The organism is Acinetobacter sp. YH12117 (assembly GCF_013418865.1).
GTDB classification, from domain to species: Bacteria; Pseudomonadota; Gammaproteobacteria; order Pseudomonadales; family Moraxellaceae; genus Acinetobacter; species Acinetobacter indicus.
The window spans coordinates 47,449-72,300 of record NZ_VPBF01000013.1 but is presented as its reverse complement, the minus strand read 5'-3'; the positions used below and the strand labels follow the sequence as shown (position 1 = coordinate 72,300).

Sequence of the window (24,852 nt, the reverse complement as noted above, 5' to 3'; positions counted from 1 at the left end):
CCTGACGAGAAAGAAGGATGTGTTCACGAGTTTGTGGCATTGGACCATCAGTCGCTGAACAAACAAGGATCGCACCGTCCATCTGAGCAGCACCAGTGATCATGTTTTTAACATAGTCGGCGTGACCCGGGCAGTCAACGTGAGCGTAGTGACGAGTTGGAGAATCGTATTCTACGTGAGAAGTGTTAATTGTAATACCACGTGCTTTTTCTTCTGGAGCAGAGTCGATTGCAGCGTAATCTTTCGCTTCACCACCGAATTTCTTCGCACATACAGTTGCAATTGCAGCTGTTAAAGTTGTTTTACCATGGTCAACGTGACCGATTGTGCCCACGTTAACGTGTGGCTTATTACGTTCAAACTTAGCCTTAGCCATGTTTATTTTCCTCGTTTACGTCGAACACAATCTGAGTAATACCCAGCCTCGACATATCGCCTAAAAAACTAGACACCTAATACTTAAAAAGCAGACTAAATAGCCTGCTTTCTTTAAATCTCATGCAACCAAGTTGCTAAACTGTATCTGGAGCTCTTATCGAGATTTGAACTCGAGACCTCTCCCTTACCAAGGGAGTGCTCTACCACTGAGCTATAAGAGCGATCATCTTCGATGATGGAGCGGGAGACGAGGATCGAACTCGCGACATGCAGCTTGGAAGGCTGCCGCTCTACCAACTGAGCTACTCCCGCACATTGTTGGTAATGTACCACTTCATTCGAAGTTAATGGTGGTGGGAGAAGGATTCGAACCTTCGAAGCTTACGCGGCAGAGTTACAGTCTGCTCCCTTTGACCGCTCGGGAATCCCACCAATATCACACTTATTGCAGTGCTCGTTCTTTACTTCACATCTCGAATTCTCTAAGATGGTGCCGGCACACGGATTCGAACTGTGGACCTACTGATTACAAGTCAGTTGCTCTACCAACTGAGCTATGCCGGCGTTTCTTAGTGTTTCGTACGTTTCGTATCGGAACGGTGTGCAGTTTAGCAAAACTTGAAATCCGTGCAAGTGTTTTTTTTAAAAAAACCGTCAAAAACTCACAAAATCAATCCGTTTGACGATAATTCAACCGCTTTGATCACTGCGCGAGCTTTTATTTGGGTTTCATTCCACTCAGATTCAGGATTTGAGTCGGCAACAAGGCCTGCGCCAGCCTGCACATAGACCTTATTTTCACGAATAACACAGGTCCGAATCGCAATCGACATGTCCATTTCGCCATGCCAGCCTAAATAACCAACAGCACCACCAAAAATTCCACGTTTTACTGGCTCAACTTCGTCAATAATTTCCATGGCACGGATTTTTGGTGCCCCAGAAAGTGTGCCTGCCGGGAAAGTTGCCTTAAAAACATCCAAGGCATCAACATCATCACGCACCTCACCCTGCACATTGGACACAATATGCATGACATGCGAATAACGTTCGATCACCATTTGATCAGTCACCTGCACTTTGCCAATTTTTGAAACGCGACCAACATCATTACGGCCCAGATCAATCAGCATTAAATGCTCGGCAATCTCTTTTTCATCAGAAAGCAAATCTTTTTCCAGGGCCAGATCTTCTTCCTTAGTTTTACCACGTGGACGCGTGCCGGCAAGTGGACGCACGGTGGCAATACCATTTTCCAGACGCGACAGGATTTCCGGCGATGAACCGACAATATGGAACGGGGTGTTATTGTCCAAGGTGCGCCCTTGTACCAGGAACAGATACGGTGATGGATTGAGATGACGCAAAGCGCGATAGACCTGTAACGGCTCACCATCAAAGTCAGACACCATACGATGCCCCGGCACCACTTGCATGACATCACCAGCACGAATGTATTCTTTGACTTTCTCAACCGAGGCAATAAAGTTGTCATGACCGGTTAAAGATTCAAAATGTGGTGCCGTATGGGTCTGTGCTTGCAGATTTACCGGTGTCGCCAGCAACTGCTCCAGCGCATCCAGTTGCGCCTGTGCTTTCTGATAGGCATCAGCATCCTTACTATCAGCGTGCACAATCAGGAATAAGGTATCTTTTAAGTTGTCAAACACGATCACGGTTTTAGACAGCATCATCCAGATATCTGGCAGGCCCACCGGATCGGCGCCTGGAATATTGTTCAGGCGCGGTTCGATATAACGCACGGCGTCATAGCCAAAGTAACCGACCAGTCCACCAGTAAAGCTTGGCAACGCCGGTAAATCGGCCTGTGTTGGCACTTTAAACTGAGCCTGGAAATCACGGATAAACTGGAAAGGATCACTGCACGGCTGCTGTAGCAGTTCGCCATTGGCCTGCTGAATAGTCAACTGCCCTTCATTGCAGGAAAACACGGTTGACTCGCCCAGGCCAATAATCGAATAGCGCGCCCAGTTTTCACCGCCTTCGACAGATTCAAACAGATAGGCCTGTTCATGCTCTTTTAAACGCGCAAACACAGACAATGGGGTTTCGGTATCGGCCAGACGCTGACGGTAGACAGGAATCAGGTTATAGCCGGCAGCTTGCAGTTGTTGATATTGGGCTTGAGTGGTCATGTTGAATCTCTTTCATTTTCGCGGGGTCATAGGAAGGTTGCTGGTAGGTGCTGACTTAGTGACGCCATCGAAAAACTACACAATCACTCATTGCGGTGTCCTTTTACATCTGTTCTTACATTAGGAAGCTAATAATTCTGTCAGATTATCCACCACTTGCTGCGGCTGACAATCATAAATACTCTCGCCATGATTATAGCCATAGCTGACTACAATACAATCAATACCGGCACGACGTGCGGCTTCCACATCATTGGAAGAGTCGCCAATCATTAGCACCTGGGATTTTTCCACCCCAAAGGTCTCAACACAGTGCAATAACTGGCGTGGATGCGGTTTACGTTCGCTAAACCGGTCACCACCAATCACATCAACAAAATAGTGGCTCATGTCCAGCGCATCTAAAATGGCGCGTGATGGCAGCTCGGGCTTGTTGGTGACACAGATCATTTTTTTCTGCTGCTGTTTACCCCATTCCAGAAACTCCAGAATTCCGGCAAAAGGCTGGGTATCCAGACAAGGATCAGCATTGTAAATTCCTAGGAAAGTTTCCAGCAGCTGCTGATGCTGATCGGGATGCACCTCTCCGGTTAAATGCAGCAAGGTGCTGTGACAAAATACCGAGGTGCCTTTGCCAATCCAGGTGCGTACCTGTGCTTCGGTGACCATGGGCAGTTGCAAGGCATTCAGGCTCATATTCATGGCACGATACAGATCAGTAGCTGAATCGACCAGCGTACCATCCAGGTCAAATAAAATCAGCTCACGGGTGTCAAGTTTAGCCACAGACATTTTGGTCCTCTCAAAAAATAAAGGCATGCCAAAGCATGCCTCGATTGTATGCTGTGTCGCGGTTTATTTAAACAACAGCCAGGCAATAATTGCCAGGATCACCAGCACAATAATGGTCATCAGGCCGACAGAGGCATTTTTCTGCTGCTCTTTTTCCTGCTCCACGCGTGATACAGGCTGCTCAACCGGTACCGGTTGTGGTTCAGGCGTAGCTGCGCTTAAATCGGTCCCTTCAGGAATTGGTGCCGGTTTTGGTACACCAACATTGGTTGGCATGCCATCACGTGTCAGTTGCACCGATGCATCACGCTCTTTCAGCTCAGGCATACCCTGATCATTCATCTGCTGTGCCGGCGTTTTCACTGCTACCGTTTCTGTCGGCTCGGCTGCAGTAGTGGTTTCCACCACATCCAGCTCAGGAATCTGTTCTACTTCGGTGCCTGCAGGCGCAAGCGGCTCATCCGGCAACAGTTCCGGTTTGGCTGGTGCCAGGACTGAAAATTTAAAGCTGGCAAACTGGACAATATCACCCTCATGCAGTGGGGTTTCCTGCTCAATTCGCAGGTCATTCACAAAGGTGCCATTGGATGAATTTAAGTCCTGGACCCACAAGTCTTCAGCCTTCAGCAACAACGCAGCATGTTTGCGTGATACTTCAGCCGACTGCAGTACCACATCAGCTTCCTGATGACGCCCCACTAGCATGTCACGATCAACACTAATTTCCTGCCCGGTAAATTCACCCGTAATTGCTTGTAATTTCCAAGTCATAGCGAACTTCTCTTTAAATTTTTGCCCATCATAACATGCTCAAAACCAGATTCCATGTCCGCTCTGTTAAGAGCGCGGTCTTAAGGTGGTCGTGGTGGTGGTATTGGTGGTTTTGCTGACTTGCGGGCTTAAGGTCTGACGCTGCAGCGCCGGCTCTACCGCAACGGGTGTGGTTACTACAGCCGCCCCCGACTGTGCTGCAGGGGTCGCGGATGGCACCTGCTGATAACGGGTTTGATTTAGGGGAGTTTTAGACACCGGCACCCGCTGCTGATAGATATCTTCCACCCGCTCCGGCAGTTTGGCAAAACTACCGTCTGAATCGAGTGCCAATTGCAGGCTATAGAGTTGACCATAACGTTGCTGCGTCAGTTTACGCACTTCATTTTTATCCCCCACAATCGTTGGATGGATAAAGATCAATAAGTTACGTTTCTGATTAGACTTACCTTCAGCGCGAAATAAGCGTCCTATACCTGGAATCGCTCCCAGACCTGGAACAGCCTGACGTCCATACGTAGTATTATCCGAGATTAAGCCACCGAGTACGATGGTTTGCCCATGTTCGGCCAGAATCGAAGTTTTAATTGCACGCTTGCTGGTCACCAAATCCTGTGCTTGTCCACGATCTCGATTGACCCCAGAGACTTCCTGTTCCACTTCCAGACGCACTGTGCCATTTTCGCCAATATGCGGCACCACTTTCAGGGTAACCCCGACGTCTTTACGTTCAATGGTGGTATAGGGATTGACGGTACCATTTCCTGTACTGACCGAACCGGTGACAAACGGCACGTTCTCACCAACCACAATATAGGCTTCTTCATTGTCCATGGTGACAATGGATGGGGTCGATAGCAGATTGGATTTGGTGGTTTCTTTTAAAGCTTGAATCAGCGCACCATACAAACGGCGTGAACCATCACTACCTTCTTGATAATCCCCCAGCACCAGTGAGGTACCCGCGCCAATCGCGCCACCAGCACCCGCTGCACCTCCAGTTAAATAACCGGCGGCAATATTTCTCAGACTAGTACCAAACTTATCGAAGTTAATTAAGCCAATTCCGCTGCTGATATCACCCAAAGCCCATTGCACACCTAGCTGGTCCGCATCTGTTCCTTCTACTTCTATAATCGCGGCTTCAATCAGCACCTGCTGACGGCGTGTATCCAACTGTTGAATCGCAGATTCAATTTCGCGCATCAGCTGTGGATCGGCTTTGACCACCAGGGCGTTCTGGCTACTATCGGCAATAATACTGACGCCATTGCCATTAAAGCTGGTGATCTGGCTCTGCTGATCAAAACCGTTATTCAGGGTAATACTTGGCGAGGTACTGCCCGTGCTATTGCTGGATGTGCTGTTACTGCTGTTATTGACCAGATTGCTAACGCTATTATTACTGCTGTTTTTCGTATTGGAAGATGAACTGCTGACCGCCTGCCCCGATACTAGCCCTTGCAGAATTTCCGCCAGGCTTTGCGCACTGGCATATTTTAAGCGAAAGACTTTTAAGCCACCGAGACGGTCAGCCGCCGGCACATCCATCATTTCAATCATCTGGCGGATACGCTTGCGGGTGGCGGTATCGCCTTTAATGATAATGCGATTGGTCCGGTTATCCGCCACAATTCGCACCCGCGAGCCTTTGAGATCTTTGGCATTACCGGTCGAACTCATTGACTCCAATAGCCCGATCACTTCTTCGGCCTGACTGGACTGTAGCGAAATGGCTTCAATATCATTTTGGCCGGTGCCATCCAAATTACGGATGATATTTTCCAGCTGATAGATATTGCTGGCCCGGTCCGAAACAATCAGGGCATTGGTGCCGGCCACCGCAGACAGATGGGCAAATTGCGGCATTAAAGGCCGTAAAGCCGGAATCATGTCATTGGCATTGGTATTTTCCAGCCAGATGACCCGGGTCACAATCTGGTCGCCGCGCGCATTCTGGCGTGCATCAAACGGAATTCCGGAGCTTTTGACATTGTTATCTGGCACCAGCTTGATGGTATTACCCGAGGGAATAGCCACTACCCCATTAACATTGAGCACGCCCAGAAACAGGTCATAGACTTCATTGCGGTTCAACGGCTTGTTGGAAATGACCGTAACATTGCCGCGCACCCGTGGATCAACCGCGAAGTTCTTGCCGGTAATATCGGCCACTTCATTAATAAATGCAGTCAGGTCAGCATCACGTAAATTAATTTTCCAGGTTTGTGCATAGCTCGCCGTACTTACCATAGCCACCAGAGGTGCGCCGACCACCAATGCCCAAAGCGGACGCTCATGATTTAATAAAGCCATAATCTACCGTGTTTCCTAACCCTATAAGGTGACAAATCCGTCACTTAAAATCTTGTTGTACCGTGATGACCTGGTCACCACGCTGAACTTCCAGTCTGACCTGACCGTCCTGTCTTGCCTGTTCCAGCAATTGGGCTTCATTTTGCCCTTGTCCGACAGTCTGACCATTTAAGGATAAAATCCGGTCGCCTGGTTGTAATCCCAATCTGTTTCTGAGTGCCGCCGGTGTCCGTGCGGTAATTTCATAACCCTGACCATTACCACTATTTACACCCATATCCTGTAAATAGCGTTCCCGGTCTTGCTGAATCTTTTGCACCGCCTGACCAATCGCATTTTGCGCAGTTGTTGCCGGTGCCGGATTTCTGTTGGGCGTAGCTGGGGTTTGTGTCGGCACAATCGGCTGATTCAGCCCGTTTTCAATGCCTTTAAACTCTATCTCACGGGTGGCGCCACTGCTATGACGCAAAATCACCCGATCCCAGTACACTTCAGCCAACTGATAACCACTGCCTTCAATCACATCGCCGACGCGATAGCGCTCTGCCACCTCATTGACTTTGAGCACGGCAGAAGAAAACTGGTTGGGATAACCGACCATCACGCCTTGTAATTGAAGGTTCAGATTGTCTTCGGCCTGCGTACGCTGGCTCGCTTCATGAAACAAGGCAAAACTGCTGATATTCGGTACACGCAGCTGCTGCGAACCCAGTTCGACCCGATCCAGTTGCATCGCTTGAGGCGGCGCCAGTAATAGCCAGAACAGACTGGCCAGCTTCCAGCATAAATACAGAATCAGCAGCGCCAGCAATAACGGTGCGACACGATCGGCCTGTTTCAGCTGGAGAGTCTGCAGCTGTTCCCAGATTTTCTGCATCAGAAGCCTCCCTTGAATAGCGGCTGGCGGGTACTGATTACATAGGTATCAGCACCAGCCTTGCCTTCATAAGAAGGAACATGCATCAATAAACGCTGGGTCAGCTGCACATCCAGCATCATCTCCTGATCCAGACTCAGGTTTATCATTTTCTGGTCACGTGCATCACGCACATCAATTTTCAGTTTTCCGCTTTCATCCGACAGCGTGCCTTTCAGCGTGGGCACGGTCATGCGCTCTTGACGCTGGGCAAACTGATACACCAGCTCCCCGCCGGCCCAGTTCAGCTGGCCTTGTGCCTGGGCAAACCCTTGCTGCTTGTTATAGTTCAGATCGATATTTTGCAATTGAATCGGATTGGTCGGCCATTGCCAGTCGACCAGGGTTTTTAGAGTTTCTGGCGCAACACGGCCATGTACAGCGTTCAGCATGAAGGTCCCAAAACGGTAACCCATCACGCCTTTTAATTCGGTATGACCACTATGGATTTCAACATCGGCTGCCACTTTCAGCAATAACAGGTCTAAAGGACGCGTATTCCAGCTTAAGCTGCCACGCAACTGTCCCTTGTGCCAATCTGCCTGCCCCTGCCAGATGTTACCACTGACATTATGTAAACTCTGATTGTTTTTATAAAACTTTGAAATTAACCAAGCTGCAGGAATCTGTAATAACACAAAAATTAAAAAAGCAATGATGGCGAAAATCCACCACGTGATGTATCTCGGTTTCTTTATCATTCCACCACGACCAACCTATCTAATGCATTCATGAACAAATTGTTATTTTCATGCACACATTATGCACACTTTTTTTACAACACCAACGGATACACATAAAAAAACCAAGCAGTTCTGCTTGGTTTCGACACTCTAGTGCGCTTAGATGACAATCTGATGAAGTTTAGATCAAGAAGTCTTCAAGCTTGGCACCTTTTTCCAGTTCTGCCACTAACCAGCGCGGTTGCTTACCACGACCTGTCCAGGTTTCATTGGCATTGGCTTTATTACGATAACGCGGCTCTACCGATTTACGTACATTCTTTTTACGTTTAGACGCACCAAACTCAAGAATCTGTTCAATGCTTAAACCCGCATTTTCAGCAATTGCCAAAATCTGATTATATGCATCTTCAACTGCTTGGTCCTTTTTCGATGCAATTAATGCTTCCGCTTCTTCCTGCAAGCGCTTTAATTGTTCTACAGACAAATTACTAATATCGGGCATCATATTTACTCCACAAGTATGCTTTTATATTAATTTACTTCAATTGCATTAATACATCATATTTTTATCTGAATTAAGTTTCAATCATTATTTGAAATGAAAAACAATTATTAACAGAGATAAATAATCTATTTATTCGGGATTAGAATTAATCCAGATAATGCCCCACACTATTTTCCAAAGCCAAAATACGCTGCCGAATCGACTCGGGTAATGGCATTTTCTGCATACTTTCAGAATTAACACAAACCATGATGGCTTCTGCACTCGCGACTACAGCCTGCTGCTGCTCGCTCCATAATAGATAATGCATGCGAAAAGCACTATTTCGGATTTCCTCAACCCGCACACCTATTTTTAAGGTATCCGGATAAAATACCGGACGCATATATTTGCACTGATTTGATGCCACTACCGTCGAAAAGGATTGCTGCATCATTCTGATCTGATCCATATAATGAATGCGGGCACTTTCAATATAGCGGTAATACATCACATTATTGACATGACCAAGCGCATCCATATCGCCCCATGCCACCACTTGTTGATGAATTACTGGATAATCGGTTAATTGCATGCGACTTTACCTAGATTTTAATTTTCATGAAATGACTATTATTTTCAAACACCAGATTTAACTGCTGCTGTAAATGTGGTTGATCTTTTAATGCTGATTTAATTCTTAAATAGTTCATTAAAATATGTTCCGGATATAAATCTAGAAGCTGTGCTGCATCGTCATGACGACCGGTAGCTTCCAATATATGCCATTTGGCAAAACTCAATACCGGTAAAGCAGGATATTGCTGTTCCCACTGATTCAGATAATCTTCAATCTTGAGATAATCCGGTACCGGTTTTAACAGCTGCTGCTGGAACCATAAATAGAACACATCCTGATGAAACTGTTCAGACAGTAAATGCACCGCCAGATGATCCTGCTGCTCTCCCATATCGCTTAAGCGTACCAGCACTTTTAACCACAGCACTTTAATCGCATACGGCTGGGTAAATATCTGCCCGGACAGATTGCAATAACGCTGTTTTAAATCCTGCAATGCTTCCGGTGTGGCCTGCTCAAAATGCTGCAAGATTTGCTCAAGCCATAACTGCTTGCTGTCCAACCCTAAATGCCCATATTGAGTCGCACGCAAATATAACCACGGATATTGCAGTGCAAACTCCCCCCACAGTGCGGTTAAGCGCTGTTCATAGGCCTGTTTGACATCTTTGAGCCACGGCGACAGTTGATGGCCATTTAAAAATTCCAGATGGGTCAGGGCTTTTTCCGGTTGCTGCTGCGCCAGATAAATTTCAATACGCTGCAACTCGGCCAGCTCAAAGGCCATGGCATTACTCTGGTTTAACATCTGCAAGGCCACCGGATAATCCTGCTGCATCAGCGACAGGCGTGAATGAATCACGGCTTTTAATAAACCAGACTGGTTAAATACCTGACGGATAAAGGCGTCCTGCTCACGCGCGGCATCCAGCAGCCAGATTACTGCCATTTGCTCATAAGGATGTAAATGCTGGAAATCAAACACCGCTGCCTGCTTACGCTGTTCACGGCTTAAATAACGCTTTAGCATCGCCCAGATCAGCTGCACCACCAGACTGATCAGCATCAATAAAATTAAAAGCACCCAGATATTGGTCTGTAGCTGCCAGTCACGCCAATACAGGTAAACATAGCCCGCGCCATAGCCATAACTGAATACACTGAGCAAGGCCACCAGCACTAACGTGACCAAAACATAGGCCAGAACAATCTGCTTCATGATCATTCATCCAATAAGGTGCGGCTGGTCAGCACCGGCACAGGAATCACGGTCAGGCTCTGAATTTCCGCCAATTCAGCGCTTAACTGCTGCGCCCCCCGATCCGGCAGCAGCTGTAACAGATGAAAAATTTCAGTCAGCTCCTGCTGATAATTCAGATATTGGCCTTGTCCTAATAACTGACGTGCCAGTAATAAACGCAACTGCGCTTCTTTTAACAGCAATTGACGCTGACTAAGTACAGTCGCTGGCTGCTCGACGGCTTCCAGTTTCAACCACTTATGCCAGAAGGCCGGATTGGCCTCTTGCGCCGGCTGCAGTTGTGGCTGCTGGATTTCCTGACGCAACAGCTGATCCAGCTGCTGTAGAGCCTGAGTGACCTGCTGCTGCTGGGCACTGCGCTGTGCCGCAAATTGCTGGATCAGCTGCCGGTCTTTGCTCAGGGTTTGATGCAGGCTTTCGGCCAAGGCCGGTGACAAAGCCCACTGATTCAGCTGAACATCCAGTACTGCCAACTTTTCCAGTGCATACGGATATTGCGCCTGCTTTAAGGCAAATTCGATCAGTTCCAGCTGCTGTTGAAGCATCTGCTGCGGCGTGATCGTGGTCTGGCTGATCTGCACTGTAGTATTAGTTGCAGGCGCACTTGAAGATGCTGACGGTGAAGGATTGCTACTCTGGCGCTGCAAAGCCACTAGCTGGTCATTGAGATTGGCGCGGCTTTTTTCCGCCTGATGCATACTCTGAGACAATTCGGACTGCTGCGCCGTTATTTTAAATACGTCATAGCTCAGCTTTAACATCCAGGCCAAGCCGATGATCAATAATAAAATAAGTAGCTTCTTCATGCGTGTCCTGATTTAAGCTCAATCTGCTGCAGTATTGTTTCTGTTTTTAAATTCGTCAACTTGATCAGTTGAAAACGGGTGTGATGCTGTTGTTGATAATCCATCAACAGCGCTTCCAGGCGGTCACCCAGCACCAGATAACGTCCCCGGTTCAATAATTCTTTTTGTGCTTGACTCAGCCGCAACCAGTTTAACCAGCTGGCCTCACTGCTAATCAGCATCCAATAGTCCCGGTGCTGCTGCAGTTGTGGCAATAGCGCGGGCATCTGCTGAATCGACGCGGCCGGACACTGACGCTGATATAAAATAAAATTCAGAATCTGCATTCCGGCCTGTTGCAGGCTGTCCATCATAAACTGACGTCCACCTTCACCGCGCCAGAAGGCAATACACGAACCGGCCGCCAGGGATTTTAATAAAGGCAGTTCCAGCATGCCTTCCGAGGTTTCAACCTCCGGCACGGCGCTCGAAATTCCGTATTCTGCCAGTACCTGCGCCGTTTTTTCACCAACCGCAATCCACTGTAAATGTTGTAATTGATCGAGATGAATACCGCTTTTCGCCAGATACTCTATCCCGATGTGTACTGCGGTCGGGCTGACCACCACAATCCGCTGCGCCTGTGGTAATTGCTGGTACAGCTGTGCCAATGCATCGGACCAGGGACAGGCCTGTAATTCCAGCAGAGGCAGCTCAATCACCGACCAGGCCTGTTGCCTTAAAGCCTGTGACAAGGCACAGGCACGATCGGCCGGACGGGTATTAATAAACAGCATCTTAATATAAGGCTTTTAGCAGCTCACCTGCCCCTTGTGCCAACAAGTTCTGTGCCAGTTGCTCACCCAGCTGTTCGGCCTGCTCGGGTGCGGCACTAAGCTGTGCGCTTAACAAGGTCTGGCCATCGACACTGCCCACCCGGCCTTCCATCGACAGCTGACCATCTTTTAAAGTGGCATAACCGGCAATCGGCACCTGGCAACCGCCTTCCAAATAAGCATTAAACGCACGTTCTGCGCGTACACAGACATTGGTTTCATCATCCATCAACGGCAAAATCAGCTCGAGTACGGCCTGATCATTAGTCCGGCATTCCAGCCCCAAAGCGCCCTGACCCACGGCCGGCAAACTCACTTCAGGCGCGAGCGTATGACGAATCCGCTCACTGAGGCCCAAACGCTTCAGGCCGGCACTGGCCAGAATAATCGCATCATATTGACCTGCATCCAGCTTGGACAGACGGGTACCAACGTTACCGCGCAAATCAATAATCTCCAGGTCAGGGCGTGCTTTTAAAATCTGGCATTTACGGCGCAAACTGGACGTTCCGACTTTGGCACCCTGCGGCAAGTCCTGAAAGCTGGCATAAGTATTGGACACAAAGGCATCCAGCGGATCTTCACGCTCGCAAATCACCGCCAGGCTTAAGCCTTCTGGTAGCGCCATTGGCACATCTTTCATGGAATGCACAGCAAGGTCAGCACGACCATCTAGCAAAGCTGCTTCTAATTCTTTGACAAACAGTCCCTTGCCCCCAATTTTGGCTAAGGGGGTATCGAGAATTTTATCACCCTGGGTCACAAAGGTGACCAACTCCACGTTTAGACCGGCATGTAAGGCTTCTAAACGCGCACGAATGTATTCCGCCTGCCATAATGCCAGCGGGCTTTGTCGAGTTGCAATTTTCAGGGTGTTCATCATGTCAGTGAAAGCAAATAAAAGGATTCCCTTAAACTTAACCTGATCGCTTGAAAATGCAAGTCAATTTGCACCCTGAGATGGCGAAAAAGCCATTTCAGCCGGTGCTTACAGTTTCTGAATACGTTCTCTTAAGGTCGGTAAATGACGACGGCTTACTGCCAGACGTTCTTCCAGTTCACGACAACGCACCTGATATTGACCGGTATTAATCACTTCCAGTCCTTCAAGATAATGAATCGAGACCAGTGCATTGCGATGAATCCGAATAAACTGATCGGCAAATTCATGCTCCAGGTCTTTTAAGGTTTCGTCAATCAGCACGCTGCCATTTTTATGGCGCACGGTGACATATTTTTGATCTGCTAAAAAATAATAAATATTTTCTACAGGCACCAGTTCAACACCACGATAAGTTTTCGCCGTGATCTGGTGGCGTTTTATATTCAATTCTTCCATATTTTCTTTTTGTTTTATGTGACTCAGCTGGGCTTGCGTGAGTTTGGTTAAGTGATCTAAAACCTGCTGCAATTCCTGTTGCATGACCGGTTTTAATAAATACCCTTCTGCCTGCGATTTAAATGCATCAAGTGCATGCTCATCATAGGCGGTACAAAAGACAATTGCCGGCATGGGGTCAAGCTCGCGCAAATGCTGGGCGCAGCTTAGTCCATCCATTTCTGGCATCTGAATATCTAATAACACGACATCTGGCTGATGTTCATCTGCTAGCTCAATGGCCTGCTCACCATGACTGGCGGTTGCCACCACCTGATGTCCAAGTTGAGTCACCAAGCGGGCCAAACGCTCAGTTGCAAGAGGTTCATCATCACAGATCAGAACATCCATTTATCCCTCCTTTACGTTAAATCATTTATTTTTATAGCTTAACGTGAATTTTTTTTTATTTATATGGATACTGTACCACGGTGGTATACATGCCCTCCCCTGCATACGTTTGAAAGACCACCTTTCTTCCATAAAAGGCGCGTAGACGCTGTTGCACATTTTGAATTGCAATACCATGTCCTTGTCGTAAATTCATTTTAGCGTTTACGTAAGGGTTTGTAATGACGATATTGACTTGATTTTCCAAAATTTCTACCAATACGCTAATGGTACTCGGTCTGGATATTTTTTCAACACCATGAAAAATACTATTTTCCAGTAAAGGTTGTAAAGTTAATAAGGGAATTTGTACCTGACTGAGCAGTTGCGGCTGTTCAATTTTCCATTCCACCTGCAAGCGTTCACCCAGACGAATCTGCTCAATCTCCAGATAACGCTGGCATAATTCAACTTCTTCCTGCAGCTTGACCAGCTTGACTTCCTGTAAACTGGCACGAAACAGACGTGACAGATTGAGCAGCATCTGCTCGGCTTTTTCAGGATCAATCGCAATCAGGCTAATGACATTATTTAAACTGTTGAATAAAAAATGCGGATGGATACGCGCTTGCAAGGCATGCACCTTGGCCTTTAGAGCACTTTGCTCGCGCAGATAATTCTGTTCGCGCAAATATAAATAGCGAAAACAGAATGCTCCCAGCAAGATACCATAACTTAAATGCAAATCCAGCCCGCCCCCCAGCTCGGCTGCAGTCAAGTCACGCAGATGAAAATTCTGGCCAAAATGCGTCAGCAGATTCAGGCTTAAAGTAGTCACCAGTACAATCAGCTGTAGCAATAAAAAACCAAAACCGAGCGAAAAGCCCAGACTCATCCGACCCAAACGTCTTTGAAAATATTCAATAAAGGCAGTAAAGGCCAGTAACACCCAGTTAATGTACAGCACATATTGCAGCAGTCGTGAACCGGTTAATGCCTGCCAGCCTTGCGCTTCAGCCAGTGCCAGCACCATGGCCAATACATTGCTGGCAATAAATAATTCAATTAGATGTTGCCAACGCCCTATTTTCGTAAAAAAATAACTGTAATTTTTTTCATCAGCCGTATCTGCAAAAGATGATCTCACCTGCCCTTCGGCAAGTGATTCCGAATTTGTTATACTCGTTTTCAAATTATTGCTTTTTATTCTATTGAGCCGATATGACCACATCTTCTAATTCCTCAAATCCGTCACAAGCCCAAACTTCGGGTATGTGGGGCGGTCGTTTCTCTGAAGCGACTGATGCTTTTGTTGCTGAATTTACAGCATCTGTTCAATTTGACCAACGCTTTTATAAACAAGATATTGCTGGCTCAATTGCGCATGCAACGATGCTTGCCAAAGTAGGCGTACTTACGACTGAAGAGCGTGACGATATTATCCAAGGTTTAAATACCATTCAGGCTGAAATTGAAGCAGGTCAATTTGAATGGCGTATTGACCTTGAAGATGTCCACATGAACATCGAATCGCGCCTTACTCAGCGTATTGGCATTACAGGTAAAAAATTACACACTGGTCGTAGCCGTAACGACCAAGTGGCAACCGATATTCGTTTGTATGTCCGTGACGAAATTGATGCCATTTTAGAATTATTAAAAAAATTACAACACGGCATTTTGAGCTTGGCAGCCAAAAACACGCATACAATTATGCCTGGTTTTACCCATTTGCAAACCGCACAGCCTGTGACTTTTGGTCATCACCTTATGGCATGGTTCGAAATGTTGGTACGTGACTCTGAGCGTTTAATTGACTGCCGCAAACGTGTTAATCGTATGCCTTTGGGTTCTGCTGCTTTGGCAGGTACCACTTACCCAATTGACCGTGCTTTTACCGCAGAATTGTTGGGCTTTGAAGCTGTATCTGAAAACTCGTTAGATGCTGTATCAGACCGTGATTTCGGGATTGAATTTAACGCCGCTGCATCGCTGATTATGATGCACCTGTCGCGTATGTCGGAAGAACTGATTCTGTGGACCTCAGCCCAGTTTAAATTTGTGAATATTCCTGACCGTTTCTGTACCGGCTCATCAATCATGCCGCAAAAGAAAAACCCGGATGTCCCTGAACTGGTTCGCGGTAAAACCGGCCGTGTTTATGGTGATTTAATGAGCCTGTTGACCCTGATGAAAGGTCAACCACTGGCCTATAACAAAGACAACCAGGAAGACAAAGAGCCTCTGTTTGATGCAATTGATACTGTACGTGGTTCACTGATGGCGTTTGCTGACATGATTCCGGCATTGGTGCCTAACATTGCAGAAATGCGTGAAGCGGCGCTGCGTGGTTTCTCTACTGCAACCGACCTTGCGGATTACCTGGTGAAAAATGGCGTTGCTTTCCGTGATGCCCATGAAATTGTTGGTAAAGCGGTCGCACTGGGCGTACAGGAAGGCAAAGACCTGTCTGAACTGACCCTGGAACAGCTGCAGCAGTTCTCTGACCTGATTCAGGCCGATGTATTTGAAAAAGCCTTGACTCTGGAAGCTTCAGTGAATGCACGTAACCATATTGGGGGGACTGCTCCGGCACAAGTCGCTGCTGCGATTGAACGCGCCCACGCCCGTTTAGAGCAACTTTACGCTTAATCTTAAATTCGGAGTATGGATATGTCTCGACAAGTATTTTGCCGTAAGTATCAACAAGAAATGGAAGGCTTGGACTTTGCCCCGTTCCCGGGTGCCAAAGGTCAGGAATTATTTGATACCGTATCTAAACAGGCCTGGAACGAATGGCTGAAACATCAGACCACGCTGATCAATGAAAAGCGTTTAAATGTGTTTGAAGCAGATGCGAAAAAGTTTCTGGAAGAACAGCGCGAAAAATTCTTCAATAATGACGAAACCTTAGAAAAAGCCGAAGGGCTAAAGCCTGAGTAAAACTTAAAGCGCTGCTTTAAGTTTTACGCAAGACAAGGACGAAGTCCGCGTAGGCTTTCATGCAAAAAGAATCTCCATTTTTGGGGATTCTTTTTTATGCACGGTTGTAAAAATTACGTAAGACAAGCGAAGCGCGTAGTTTCAAATGTCTCAAAGGAGTCTGAAGAGGCTCCTTTTTTATACTCGATACTGCTCCGCCACGCCGCAAGACGAGAAGCTGTGCTTCGAGTAAAAAAGAAAGCGCTGCTTTAAGTTTTACGCAAGACAAGGGCGAAGTCCGCGTAGACTTTCATGCAAAAAGAATCTCCATTTTTTGGGGATTTTTTTATGCACGGTTGTAAAAATTACGTAAGACAAGCGAAGCGCGTAGGCTTAAATTTGAAAGGCTCCAGAAATGGAGCTTTTCTTTTACTCTATCCAAACCCAAGATCAACCACTGCACATAGGGTTTTATCTCGGAAGATGCTTTTAGCCTTTAATCCAAAAAAATTTCATCGATAAAAAATGAATTCCTCTTCATTCACCCATTTCAGGCTTGGCACAGAAAAAGTAGATGAACTCTGTTGTTTTCCAGCCGCAAGCTCCCTGTTTATAGTGAGCTTAAGGTGATTGGTTTTTATTGAATTGACAGGTATATCTGGACAACTATAAAGTTTTACTTCACCAAAATCAGGGGTTTATAATTTAGATTAAAATTAACCTATTTAACCGATTGGTATTGTAACTGGCCGATACATTTGTTCATAAAACTCAACATTAGACTACAATAAGCTTAAAGATTTCCGCGCATCATCTTCCTATAATAACAATCAAGGAGATGGAAGCATCTCTTATAATAGATATAAATATCCCCGATTTCGATCTCAGATTTCCCCCAAAATCTGGGATTTTTTTTATCCATTTTATGCGTAATCCATAAAAAAAGCCTGAAATTATTTCAGGCTGTTTCTGGTATTCAAACTTAGCGTTCTTGAACTTTCTGTTCAATTTCTTCCATGCTGGTATGACGCACATCCAGACCTTTGACCATATAAATCACTTGCTCGGAAATATTACGCGCATGGTCACCAATCCGCTCTAGGGAACGCAGTACCCACATTACATTGATGACACGGGAAATATGACGCGGATCTTCAATCATATAGGTCATTAAGGTCCGGGTGGCCGACTGGTATTCACGGTCGATATCGGCATCGGCCAGCAGTACACGTAAAGCCTGATCGACATCTAAACGGGCAAAAGCATCCAGCGCATCATGAATCATGACTCGCACCTGGTTACCAATATGACGGGTCTCCATATAACCGCGCGGCGAGCCCCCTTCTTCACATAGGCTTTGTGCAATCCGGGCAATTTTGGCCGCTTCATCGCCAATACGTTCCAGGTCGGTATTGGCCTTGCTCATGGCAATCACCATGCGCAGGTCAATTGCAGCGGGATGACGGCGTGCCAAAATCAGGGTTAATGCTTCATCAATTTCAGTTTCCAGACGGTTCACTGCATTGTCCTGAAATTGCACCTCTATTGCCATCGCGGCATCTGTGTCCAGCAATGCATGAATCGCATTGGCCACCTGCTGCTCTACCAAGCCACCCATGGTCATGAATTTTGTATTGACATCCTGTAGATCTTCATTAAATTGAGAAGAAATATGGTGATTTAACACAGGATTATTTGGACTCAAGAGATGTACTCCAATGCAATAATAACGGACTTATTTGATCATTGATTATTAAATCATATTAAACATTAAGCTTTTATGACAATTTAAACAAGTGCCCGATTACATCATTTTATTTTATTGAAATTTAAGGTTTTTCTATTAACCACAAGTTCATCTCGGCCAGATCTTTTTCACTGAGTTGCCCCACCGATGCCCGGAGGCGCAGCACATTAATCAGATAATCATATTTGGCATTCAAATAGTCCTGCTTGGCCGAAAAAGCATTACGCTGGGCCAGCAGGACATCGACCATGGTTTTTAGGCCTTCATGATATTGGGCACGGGAGGCGCGCGATACCAGTTGCGCCGATTGCATGGCCGCCTGTCGTGCCTGTAACTTGGATTGATCGGTTTCCACCTGCAAATAGGCACTTTTTACATCGGTATTGGCTTTACGGATGGCCGCATCCAGCTCGGCTTCGGCTTTATCGACATTCACTGCTGCTTTCTGGATATTGCGCTGGGTACGGCCGCCGGTAAACACATTCCAGTTCATTTCAATGCCGACCTGATCAAACTGACCATCCTGAGAAATCAGGCTTTGTGGCGTCTGCTTGTTATAGCCATAAGTACCGACCGCTTCAATTTGCGGATAACGCGCGGCCTGCTCCACCCGTTTCTGGTCTTCGGCATAACGCTGCTGCAAGCGGGCCTGCAAAATGGACAGGTTCTGACTTTGTGCCAGCTCGGTCCATGCTTCTAAACTGGCCGGATAAGGCTTTTGGAACTGAAAGTCATCTCGCAGTACCGCCAGATTTTCACGATATGGCCCGATCAGCTGTGCCAGTTGTTCCTGTGCCAGCACCAGCTGAACATGAGTGGCAATCCGGTTGGCCTTGGCATTTTGATATTGCGCCTCGGCTTCGCTGACATCACTGCGCGCAACCAGTCCTTCACGCAGCTTGGCATTCATCATGTTCAGCTGTTCCAGCAGCGCCTGCTCTTCCTGTAAATAGGCGGTGGTTAAAGACTGCTGACGTAGCACATTAAAGTAGGCCTCGGCCACATTTAAGATATGCTCCTGCTTTTGCAGTCTTAAGGTGACTTCACTGAGACTGAGTGAGGTTTTGACCTGTTTTAGGCCTTCCCAGGCATCCCAGCGGAATAAAGGCTGGCGTGCAGTGACACTCACCTGACGGGTGGTGGTTGCTGAAGGCGACAGGCTTTCAGAGCTGACTGGAAAACCTGGAATTGTCGCAGCATTGGCGTCCTGACTGCGCCGGGTGATATTGCCAGACACAGTCACGGTCGGCAGCAAATTGCCTTTGGCAATGCCTAAATTCAGTTGATCGGCTTCATATTGCAGCAGATTGGCCTGCCAGTTCGGATCGGTGGCTTTGGCACGCTCATAGGCCTCGACCAGATCCAAGGCTTGCGTCCAAGGGCTAAACAACAGCAGGCCCAATATACATATTTTTTTCTTCATTTTATTCGTTTAACTCATCTCGCCAAAATGGCCATGTCTCAGTCAAGCATTGACTCAATTTGCTCCATAGTAGCGATTTATCGCATTTTTTTCGTATGTTTTTGATTATTTTTTTATATTTTACCGCTTTAACCCGAGCAGCAAGCTGTCCAGTTGAGTTGAGCCAAGAGCGCACTCACAGCCATGTAACCAAACTTCAGCACAACGCTACAATTCGCCGGCCCGAAGCTGGTTACAATAGCGCCATACATTCCGCACTTGTTGTTTTTTGCTGCTTTTTTTAATTGGGTTATCGTGAAGCTTATTTCTCCCCGCTGGCGTACTTTACTGCTCAGTTTATGTTCTGCAATGGTTTTGACCGCGTGTCAAAGGCCAGAACCCCCTGTGGTCATTGAACAGAAGCCGAAGCAGGCTGTGGCTGAACAGGCGGTCGATTTAAAGTCGATCTGCCGCGGCATTGAACAGGAAATGCGCGAGATTAACCAGCAGCGCACCACCTTTGCCCTGGAACAGATTAACCAGGATTTAAAAGTCTGTTTGCCACTAATGGATTTCCCCGACCAGCAGCATCTGCTGGAACTGTCTGCCCAGATGTACCAGAATTTTCTGAAAGTCGAACGTACCGCCCAGCAGCAGACCGCTTTTGATCAGTATGCCTTTGATCTGGCCCAGCATCCCACCATTCAGCAAAGCCATTTCGAACAGTTTGCCTTACGCGACCAGTATCTGCTGAAACACAAAGGTCAGGCCTATGTCGACCTGTATGATGCCGGTGAAGGGCAACTGGTCTATCGGCGTAATCCGCAGTACCTGGCTCGTATTTTTGCGCCTTATCTGCCCGATGCCGAACGGATTTTTATTGAAAATCTGGCCGAACAGAATATGCAACGTCCGATTCGTGATGGCGGCCTGACCATTGATGCCCAGGAAGTGGTGCGTCGCGCCCTGTTCTGGGAAGATTATGTCAAAAACTATCCTGACAGCAGTTATATCCGCGATGCGCGTTATCTGGATCAGGTCTATCGTATGTTCCTGTTTAAAGGCACCTTAAATACCCCGGTTTCAGACAGCTATGAAGCAGAATATGCGATTCAACCCAGTGTCTGGTATGAAATTGAAAAGCTGGCCAAGCTGGAGCAGTCGCGACTGGCAGATCAGGCGCGTAAATTCCGCAGCTTTGTACAGATGTCGCCACAGGAACGGCGTAACCGTATTCCAGTCAGCCTGACCGCACAAGAACAAAACAATGAACGTGCCAACACCCTGGCGCTAAAGCAGCTGTCCCATTATCTGGATTTACCGCTAAACGGCTTAAGTCCGACCCGTGACTGTTTTAGCGATGCGGTCTGTATGCCTTATCAGAATAACTAAGCCACCCACCAATTTGGCAGTTTTATCACTGGCCTTTTTAAGCCAACCTGTTAAGATTTAAGCAGCTTGACGGAGCGCGAGTAAATCCTCGCTGAGATTGTGTAATTGTCTAACCGTATAGATGATTAAGCACAAGTACCGTTGAACCTGATCAGGTTAACACCTGCGTAGGAATCAAGCGCAACTAAACCTTAAGTTTCGATTTATTATTCAGGATAAATCCGTTTCGTTTTGGTCGTGCTTGATTCGTTGATGCTCTTCATAAGGATCATGGTATGAACCAATTAACGAATCTTTCTTCTGAGGCCATTTCTGCTCAACACGAGCAAGATGCCAAAGACCTCACCCGTATTTTACCCGCTTCGAGCAAAGTCTATATTCAGGGCTCACGTGAGGATATCCGTGTCCCGATGCGCCAGATTGAACTGACTGAAACCCCAACCAGTTTAGGCGGTGAACACAATCCGCCGGTAATGGTCTATGACACCTCTGGCGTTTACACCGACCCGGAAGTCAATATTGATCTGAACCAGGGTTTACCGAATGTGCGTGAACGCTGGATTGAAGAGCGTAACGATACTGAAATTCTGGATCAGCTCAGTTCTAAATTCGGTCAGGAACGCCTGCGCGATATCCGCACCGCCGACATCCGTTTTGCCCATATCCAGAAACCGCGTCGGGCCAAACGCGGGCATAACGTGACCCAAATGCATTATGCCAAACAGGGCATTATTACCCCGGAAATGGAATACATCGCTATCCGTGAAAACCTGCGCCAACAGCAAGGCGTCGATATGCGCCAGCATCCGGGACAAAACTTTGGCGCACAAAACCTGCGTGAAATTACCCCGGAATTTGTACGTCAGGAAGTCGCTGCCGGCCGCGCCATTATTCCCGCCAACATTAACCACCCTGAAATTGAGCCAATGATTATTGGCCGTAATTTCCTGGTGAAAATTAATGCCAATATTGGTAACTCGGCACTGGGTTCTGACATTGCCGAAGAAGTGGCAAAAATGACCTGGGCCACCCGCTGGGGCGCCGACACCATCATGGATTTATCGACCGGGAAAAATATTCATGAAACCCGCGAATGGATTATCCGTAACTCACCCGTGCCAATTGGTACCGTGCCCATTTATCAGGCCCTGGAAAAAGTCAACGGCGTGGCAGAAGACCTGACCTGGGAAATCTTTAAAGACACCCTGATTGAACAGGCCGAACAAGGTGTGGATTACTTCACCATTCATGCCGGGGTACTGCTGCGTTATGTACCGCTGACCGCCAACCGTCTCACCGGTATTGTGTCACGTGGCGGTTCAATCATGGCGCAGTGGTGTCTGGCGCATCATGAAGAAAACTTCCTGTACACCCACTTCGATGAAATCTGTGAAATCATGAAAGCCTATGACGTGTCATTCAGTCTGGGCGATGGCCTGCGTCCGGGCTGTATTCAGGATGCCAATGATGAAGCACAATTCAGCGAACTTCGTACCCTGGGCGAGTTAACGCATCGCGCATGGGAACATGATGTACAGGTGATGATTGAAGGCCCGGGTCATGTGCCAATGCATATGATCAAGGAAAATATGGATCTGCAACTGGAAGTCTGCAAAGAGGCGCCGTTCTATACCCTTGGTCCGCTAACCACCGATATTGCACCGGGCTATGACCATATTACCTCGGCCATTGGGGCCGCTATGATTGGCTGGTATGGCACGGCCATGCTGTGCTACGTGACGCCAAAAGAGCATTTAGGTCTGCCGAACAAGAAAGATGTTAAAGACGGTATTATCACCTACAAGATTGCTGCACATGCCGCCGATCTGGCCAAAGGTCATCCGGGTGCGCAGGCGCGTGACAATGCCCTGTCCAAAGCCCGCTTTGAATTCCGCTGGGAAGATCAGTTTAACCTGAGTCTGGACCCGGATACGGCGCGCAGTATGCATGATGAAACCTTGCCGAAAGAAGCACACAAATCAGCGCACTTCTGTTCGATGTGTGGACCGAAATTCTGCTCCATGAAAATCACCCAAAATGTGAGAGATTATGCGCAAAATCAGAATCTTGCTAAAGAAGCCATGCAAAGTGATACAGAGGTTGCGGAAGGTCTCAAAGCCATGAAGGAGACCTATCAGCAGACTGGTCAAAAATTGTACCACAACGTCTAAACTATCGAAAAAGAGTTTGTGTTCCATTTAATCTCAGTTAGGATGAAAACTGATGTTCTTCATCCGTATGATGTTTTATGGAAATACTTAAACAGGCGACCTATGGTCGAAATGAACTGCGCATTCAACAGCGTGAATTCTTGTTTCGTGGCTTTATTCAGGTTGAAAAAGTCAGTCTGAGCCATCGCCTGTTTAATCAAAACCACTATACACCGGTCATTCATCGGGAGTTGATTCAACGCCCGGAGGCAGCCGGTGTATTGTTATATGATGAAAAAAAACATAAATTTGCATTAATAGAACAATTTCGTATTGGGGCAATGGATGATCAGGATTCTCCCTGGCAACTTGAAGTCATTGCGGGCGTACTCGATGGTGATGAATCACCGGAAAGCTGCATTCGCCGTGAAACCCTAGAAGAATCAGGCTGCGAAGTTGAAGAACTGCAGCATCTGTTTACCTTCTATCCTTCTGCAGGGGCTTGTGCGGAAATCTTTCATTTATATAGTGCGAAAGTAAATTTGCCGGAACAAGGCGGTGTGTTTGGTCTCAGTGAGGAAGGCGAAAATATTCAATTGCATATTTTTGAATATGAGCACTTACCCATCTTATTGGCCAATGGTCGGCTCAGGAATGCGCCGCTGATCATCGCCCTGCAATGGTTACAACAACAAATTAAACCATAAGGAATGTCTAAGGGGCCAGGCATGACTTTTATAAGCAAAAATACACAAAGCTGGACCATCGTCCAGATTTCAGACACACATTTAATGGATCAGGAAGACCTTAAATTTGTGCAGATGAATCCGGAACACAGCTTTCATGGCATCATGCGTGATATTCAGCAACGTTATCCTGAGCTGGATGCCATTGTTCATACCGGGGATCTGGCACAGGTGCCAGTGCCGGCGACCTATGCGCGCTATCTGGCATTTATGCACCGCCTAAATATTCCGTTTTATCAGATTCCGGGCAATCATGATGAGGTGGAGTATTTTCCGTTTCACCAGCAGCAAAACCGGGTACATGCCATTCATTTGGGTCGCTGGACCATCATGCTGCTGAACAGTGCGGTCAAGAATCAGATTGATGGCCGGATTGAACCCTCCCAGCTCGCGCAACTGGACCAGCTGTTAACCGAACATGCCAGCCAGCATGTGATTCTGGCCTGTCATCATCATCCTTTTGCCATGCAGTCGCATTGGGTCGATCAGCACAAACTGAAAAATACCGCAGATCTGACTGAAGTGATGGCCAAGCATCAGAATATTAAAGCGGTTTTATTTGGTCACGTGCATCAGGATTCGCTGAACATCTGGAACAATATTCCTTTTTATTCAACACCTTCGACTTCAGTGCAGTTTAAACCGCACAGTGATGATTTTGCCCTGGGACAGGAAGCACCGGGCTATCGGGTCTTGCATTTAAAGGACAATGGCGAGTTCGACACACAGGTACATCGTGTTGAAAATTTAGTCGGTCAAATAAATAATGAAATTTCAGGTTATTAACTTTTCATTTTAATCTTTTTGCTTTAAGTTATGGCTGC

General features: G+C 47.1%; 23 protein-coding genes, 4 tRNA genes and 1 riboswitch. Of the genes, 6 read left to right on the top strand and 21 right to left on the bottom strand.

What is annotated here, in order from left to right; genetic code table 11:
• The 19 genes from FTU55_RS06825 to FTU55_RS06735 form a co-directional block, all read right to left on the bottom strand.
• Positions 1 to 376 (bottom strand): GTP-binding protein (locus FTU55_RS06825; protein WP_257223328.1); only part of this gene is annotated, 376 nt, incomplete at its 3' end.
• A 148-nt stretch (positions 377 to 524) separates the two neighbouring features.
• Positions 525 to 599 (bottom strand) — tRNA-Thr (locus FTU55_RS06820).
• Between the two features lie 15 nt (positions 600 to 614).
• Positions 615 to 690: transfer RNA gene (locus tag FTU55_RS06815), tRNA-Gly, on the bottom strand.
• Between the two features lie 36 nt (positions 691 to 726).
• A tRNA-Tyr gene (locus FTU55_RS06810) sits at positions 727 to 810 on the bottom strand.
• Positions 811 to 866: 56 nt separating this feature from the next.
• Positions 867 to 942 (bottom strand) — tRNA-Thr (locus tag FTU55_RS06805).
• 98 nt (positions 943 to 1,040) lie between these two features.
• A complete protein-coding gene (trpE, locus tag FTU55_RS06800) occupies positions 1,041 to 2,534 on the bottom strand; it encodes an anthranilate synthase component I (protein WP_075167804.1) in 1,494 nt (497 codons plus the stop codon).
• 120 nt (positions 2,535 to 2,654) lie between these two features.
• Entirely contained in the window at positions 2,655 to 3,326 is a 672-nt protein-coding gene (gene gph, locus FTU55_RS06795; RefSeq protein ID WP_005181670.1) for a phosphoglycolate phosphatase, read from the bottom strand.
• 63 nt (positions 3,327 to 3,389) lie between these two features.
• The gene (locus FTU55_RS06790; RefSeq protein ID WP_075167805.1) at positions 3,390 to 4,097 is read right to left on the bottom strand and encodes an FHA domain-containing protein; all 708 of its coding nucleotides are present in this window, start codon (positions 4,095 to 4,097) and stop codon (positions 3,390 to 3,392) included.
• 66 nt (positions 4,098 to 4,163) lie between these two features.
• Positions 4,164 to 6,413 (bottom strand): type II secretion system secretin GspD, encoded by a 2,250-nt coding sequence (gene gspD / locus FTU55_RS06785; RefSeq protein WP_180046587.1) that lies wholly within the window; start codon positions 6,411 to 6,413, stop codon positions 4,164 to 4,166.
• A gap of 40 nt (positions 6,414 to 6,453) precedes the next feature.
• Positions 6,454 to 7,290, bottom strand: a complete 837-nt coding sequence (locus FTU55_RS06780; protein WP_168369794.1) for a type II secretion system protein N — start codon at positions 7,288 to 7,290, stop codon at positions 6,454 to 6,456.
• The gene (gene gspN, locus FTU55_RS06775) at positions 7,290 to 8,030 is read right to left on the bottom strand and encodes a type II secretion system protein N (RefSeq protein ID WP_005181650.1); all 741 of its coding nucleotides are present in this window, start codon (positions 8,028 to 8,030) and stop codon (positions 7,290 to 7,292) included. The genes FTU55_RS06780 and gspN overlap by 1 nt, the downstream gene beginning before the upstream one ends.
• A gap of 163 nt (positions 8,031 to 8,193) precedes the next feature.
• Entirely contained in the window at positions 8,194 to 8,520 is a 327-nt protein-coding gene (locus FTU55_RS06770) for an H-NS family nucleoid-associated regulatory protein (RefSeq protein ID WP_005181647.1), read from the bottom strand.
• A 145-nt stretch (positions 8,521 to 8,665) separates the two neighbouring features.
• Positions 8,666 to 9,094 carry a thioesterase family protein gene (locus FTU55_RS06765; protein WP_016659684.1) on the bottom strand — a complete coding sequence of 143 codons (429 nt, stop codon included), beginning with the start codon at positions 9,092 to 9,094 and terminating at the stop codon, positions 8,666 to 8,668.
• A gap of 10 nt (positions 9,095 to 9,104) precedes the next feature.
• Positions 9,105 to 10,298 carry a heme biosynthesis protein HemY gene (locus tag FTU55_RS06760; protein WP_180046585.1) on the bottom strand — a complete coding sequence of 398 codons (1,194 nt, stop codon included), beginning with the start codon at positions 10,296 to 10,298 and terminating at the stop codon, positions 9,105 to 9,107.
• Positions 10,299 to 10,300: 2 nt separating this feature from the next.
• The gene (locus FTU55_RS06755; protein WP_180046583.1) at positions 10,301 to 11,146 is read right to left on the bottom strand and encodes a hypothetical protein; all 846 of its coding nucleotides are present in this window, start codon (positions 11,144 to 11,146) and stop codon (positions 10,301 to 10,303) included.
• Positions 11,143 to 11,922: a uroporphyrinogen-III synthase gene (locus FTU55_RS06750; RefSeq protein ID WP_180046581.1), complete on the bottom strand. Its 780-nt coding sequence runs from the start codon at positions 11,920 to 11,922 to the stop codon at positions 11,143 to 11,145. Before FTU55_RS06750 ends, FTU55_RS06755 begins: the two co-directional genes overlap by 4 nt.
• A gap of 1 nt (position 11,923) precedes the next feature.
• Entirely contained in the window at positions 11,924 to 12,841 is a 918-nt protein-coding gene (hemC, locus tag FTU55_RS06745) for a hydroxymethylbilane synthase (RefSeq protein WP_160243710.1), read from the bottom strand.
• A 108-nt stretch (positions 12,842 to 12,949) separates the two neighbouring features.
• Positions 12,950 to 13,690 (bottom strand): LytTR family DNA-binding domain-containing protein, encoded by a 741-nt coding sequence (locus tag FTU55_RS06740; RefSeq protein ID WP_005181633.1) that lies wholly within the window; start codon positions 13,688 to 13,690, stop codon positions 12,950 to 12,952.
• Between the two features lie 55 nt (positions 13,691 to 13,745).
• Positions 13,746 to 14,900 (bottom strand): sensor histidine kinase, encoded by a 1,155-nt coding sequence (locus FTU55_RS06735; RefSeq protein WP_180046579.1) that lies wholly within the window; start codon positions 14,898 to 14,900, stop codon positions 13,746 to 13,748.
• Here FTU55_RS06735 and argH point away from each other — a divergent pair.
• Both argH and FTU55_RS06725 read left to right on the top strand, forming a co-directional pair.
• Positions 14,891 to 16,321 carry an argininosuccinate lyase gene (gene argH / locus FTU55_RS06730; RefSeq protein ID WP_180046577.1) on the top strand — a complete coding sequence of 477 codons (1,431 nt, stop codon included), beginning with the start codon at positions 14,891 to 14,893 and terminating at the stop codon, positions 16,319 to 16,321. The genes FTU55_RS06735 and argH overlap by 10 nt on opposite strands.
• A gap of 21 nt (positions 16,322 to 16,342) precedes the next feature.
• Entirely contained in the window at positions 16,343 to 16,612 is a 270-nt protein-coding gene (locus tag FTU55_RS06725) for an oxidative damage protection protein (RefSeq protein WP_005181625.1), read from the top strand.
• Between the two features lie 961 nt (positions 16,613 to 17,573).
• Here the strand turns inward: FTU55_RS06725 and phoU are convergent.
• Both phoU and FTU55_RS06715 read right to left on the bottom strand, forming a co-directional pair.
• Complete coding sequence (phoU, locus tag FTU55_RS06720) at positions 17,574 to 18,296, bottom strand: phosphate signaling complex protein PhoU (RefSeq protein ID WP_005181619.1); 723 nt, start codon at positions 18,294 to 18,296, stop codon at positions 17,574 to 17,576.
• Positions 18,297 to 18,420: 124 nt separating this feature from the next.
• Positions 18,421 to 19,761 carry a TolC family outer membrane protein gene (locus tag FTU55_RS06715; RefSeq protein WP_168399148.1) on the bottom strand — a complete coding sequence of 447 codons (1,341 nt, stop codon included), beginning with the start codon at positions 19,759 to 19,761 and terminating at the stop codon, positions 18,421 to 18,423.
• Positions 19,762 to 20,109: 348 nt separating this feature from the next.
• On the opposite strand from FTU55_RS06715, the gene FTU55_RS06710 reads away from it, so the two are divergent.
• From FTU55_RS06710 to FTU55_RS06695, 4 genes are all read left to right on the top strand, one after another.
• A complete protein-coding gene (locus FTU55_RS06710) occupies positions 20,110 to 21,132 on the top strand; it encodes a hypothetical protein (RefSeq protein WP_042119428.1) in 1,023 nt (340 codons plus the stop codon).
• Between the two features lie 60 nt (positions 21,133 to 21,192).
• Positions 21,193 to 21,323: riboswitch (TPP riboswitch) on the top strand.
• An 84-nt stretch (positions 21,324 to 21,407) separates the two neighbouring features.
• Positions 21,408 to 23,303, top strand: a complete 1,896-nt coding sequence (gene thiC, locus FTU55_RS06705; RefSeq protein WP_180046575.1) for a phosphomethylpyrimidine synthase ThiC — start codon at positions 21,408 to 21,410, stop codon at positions 23,301 to 23,303.
• Between the two features lie 77 nt (positions 23,304 to 23,380).
• A complete protein-coding gene (locus FTU55_RS06700; protein ID WP_005181612.1) occupies positions 23,381 to 23,989 on the top strand; it encodes an NUDIX domain-containing protein in 609 nt (202 codons plus the stop codon).
• A gap of 21 nt (positions 23,990 to 24,010) precedes the next feature.
• Positions 24,011 to 24,814, top strand: a complete 804-nt coding sequence (locus tag FTU55_RS06695) for a metallophosphoesterase (protein ID WP_180046573.1) — start codon at positions 24,011 to 24,013, stop codon at positions 24,812 to 24,814.
• Positions 24,815 to 24,852: the final 38 nt, after the last annotated feature.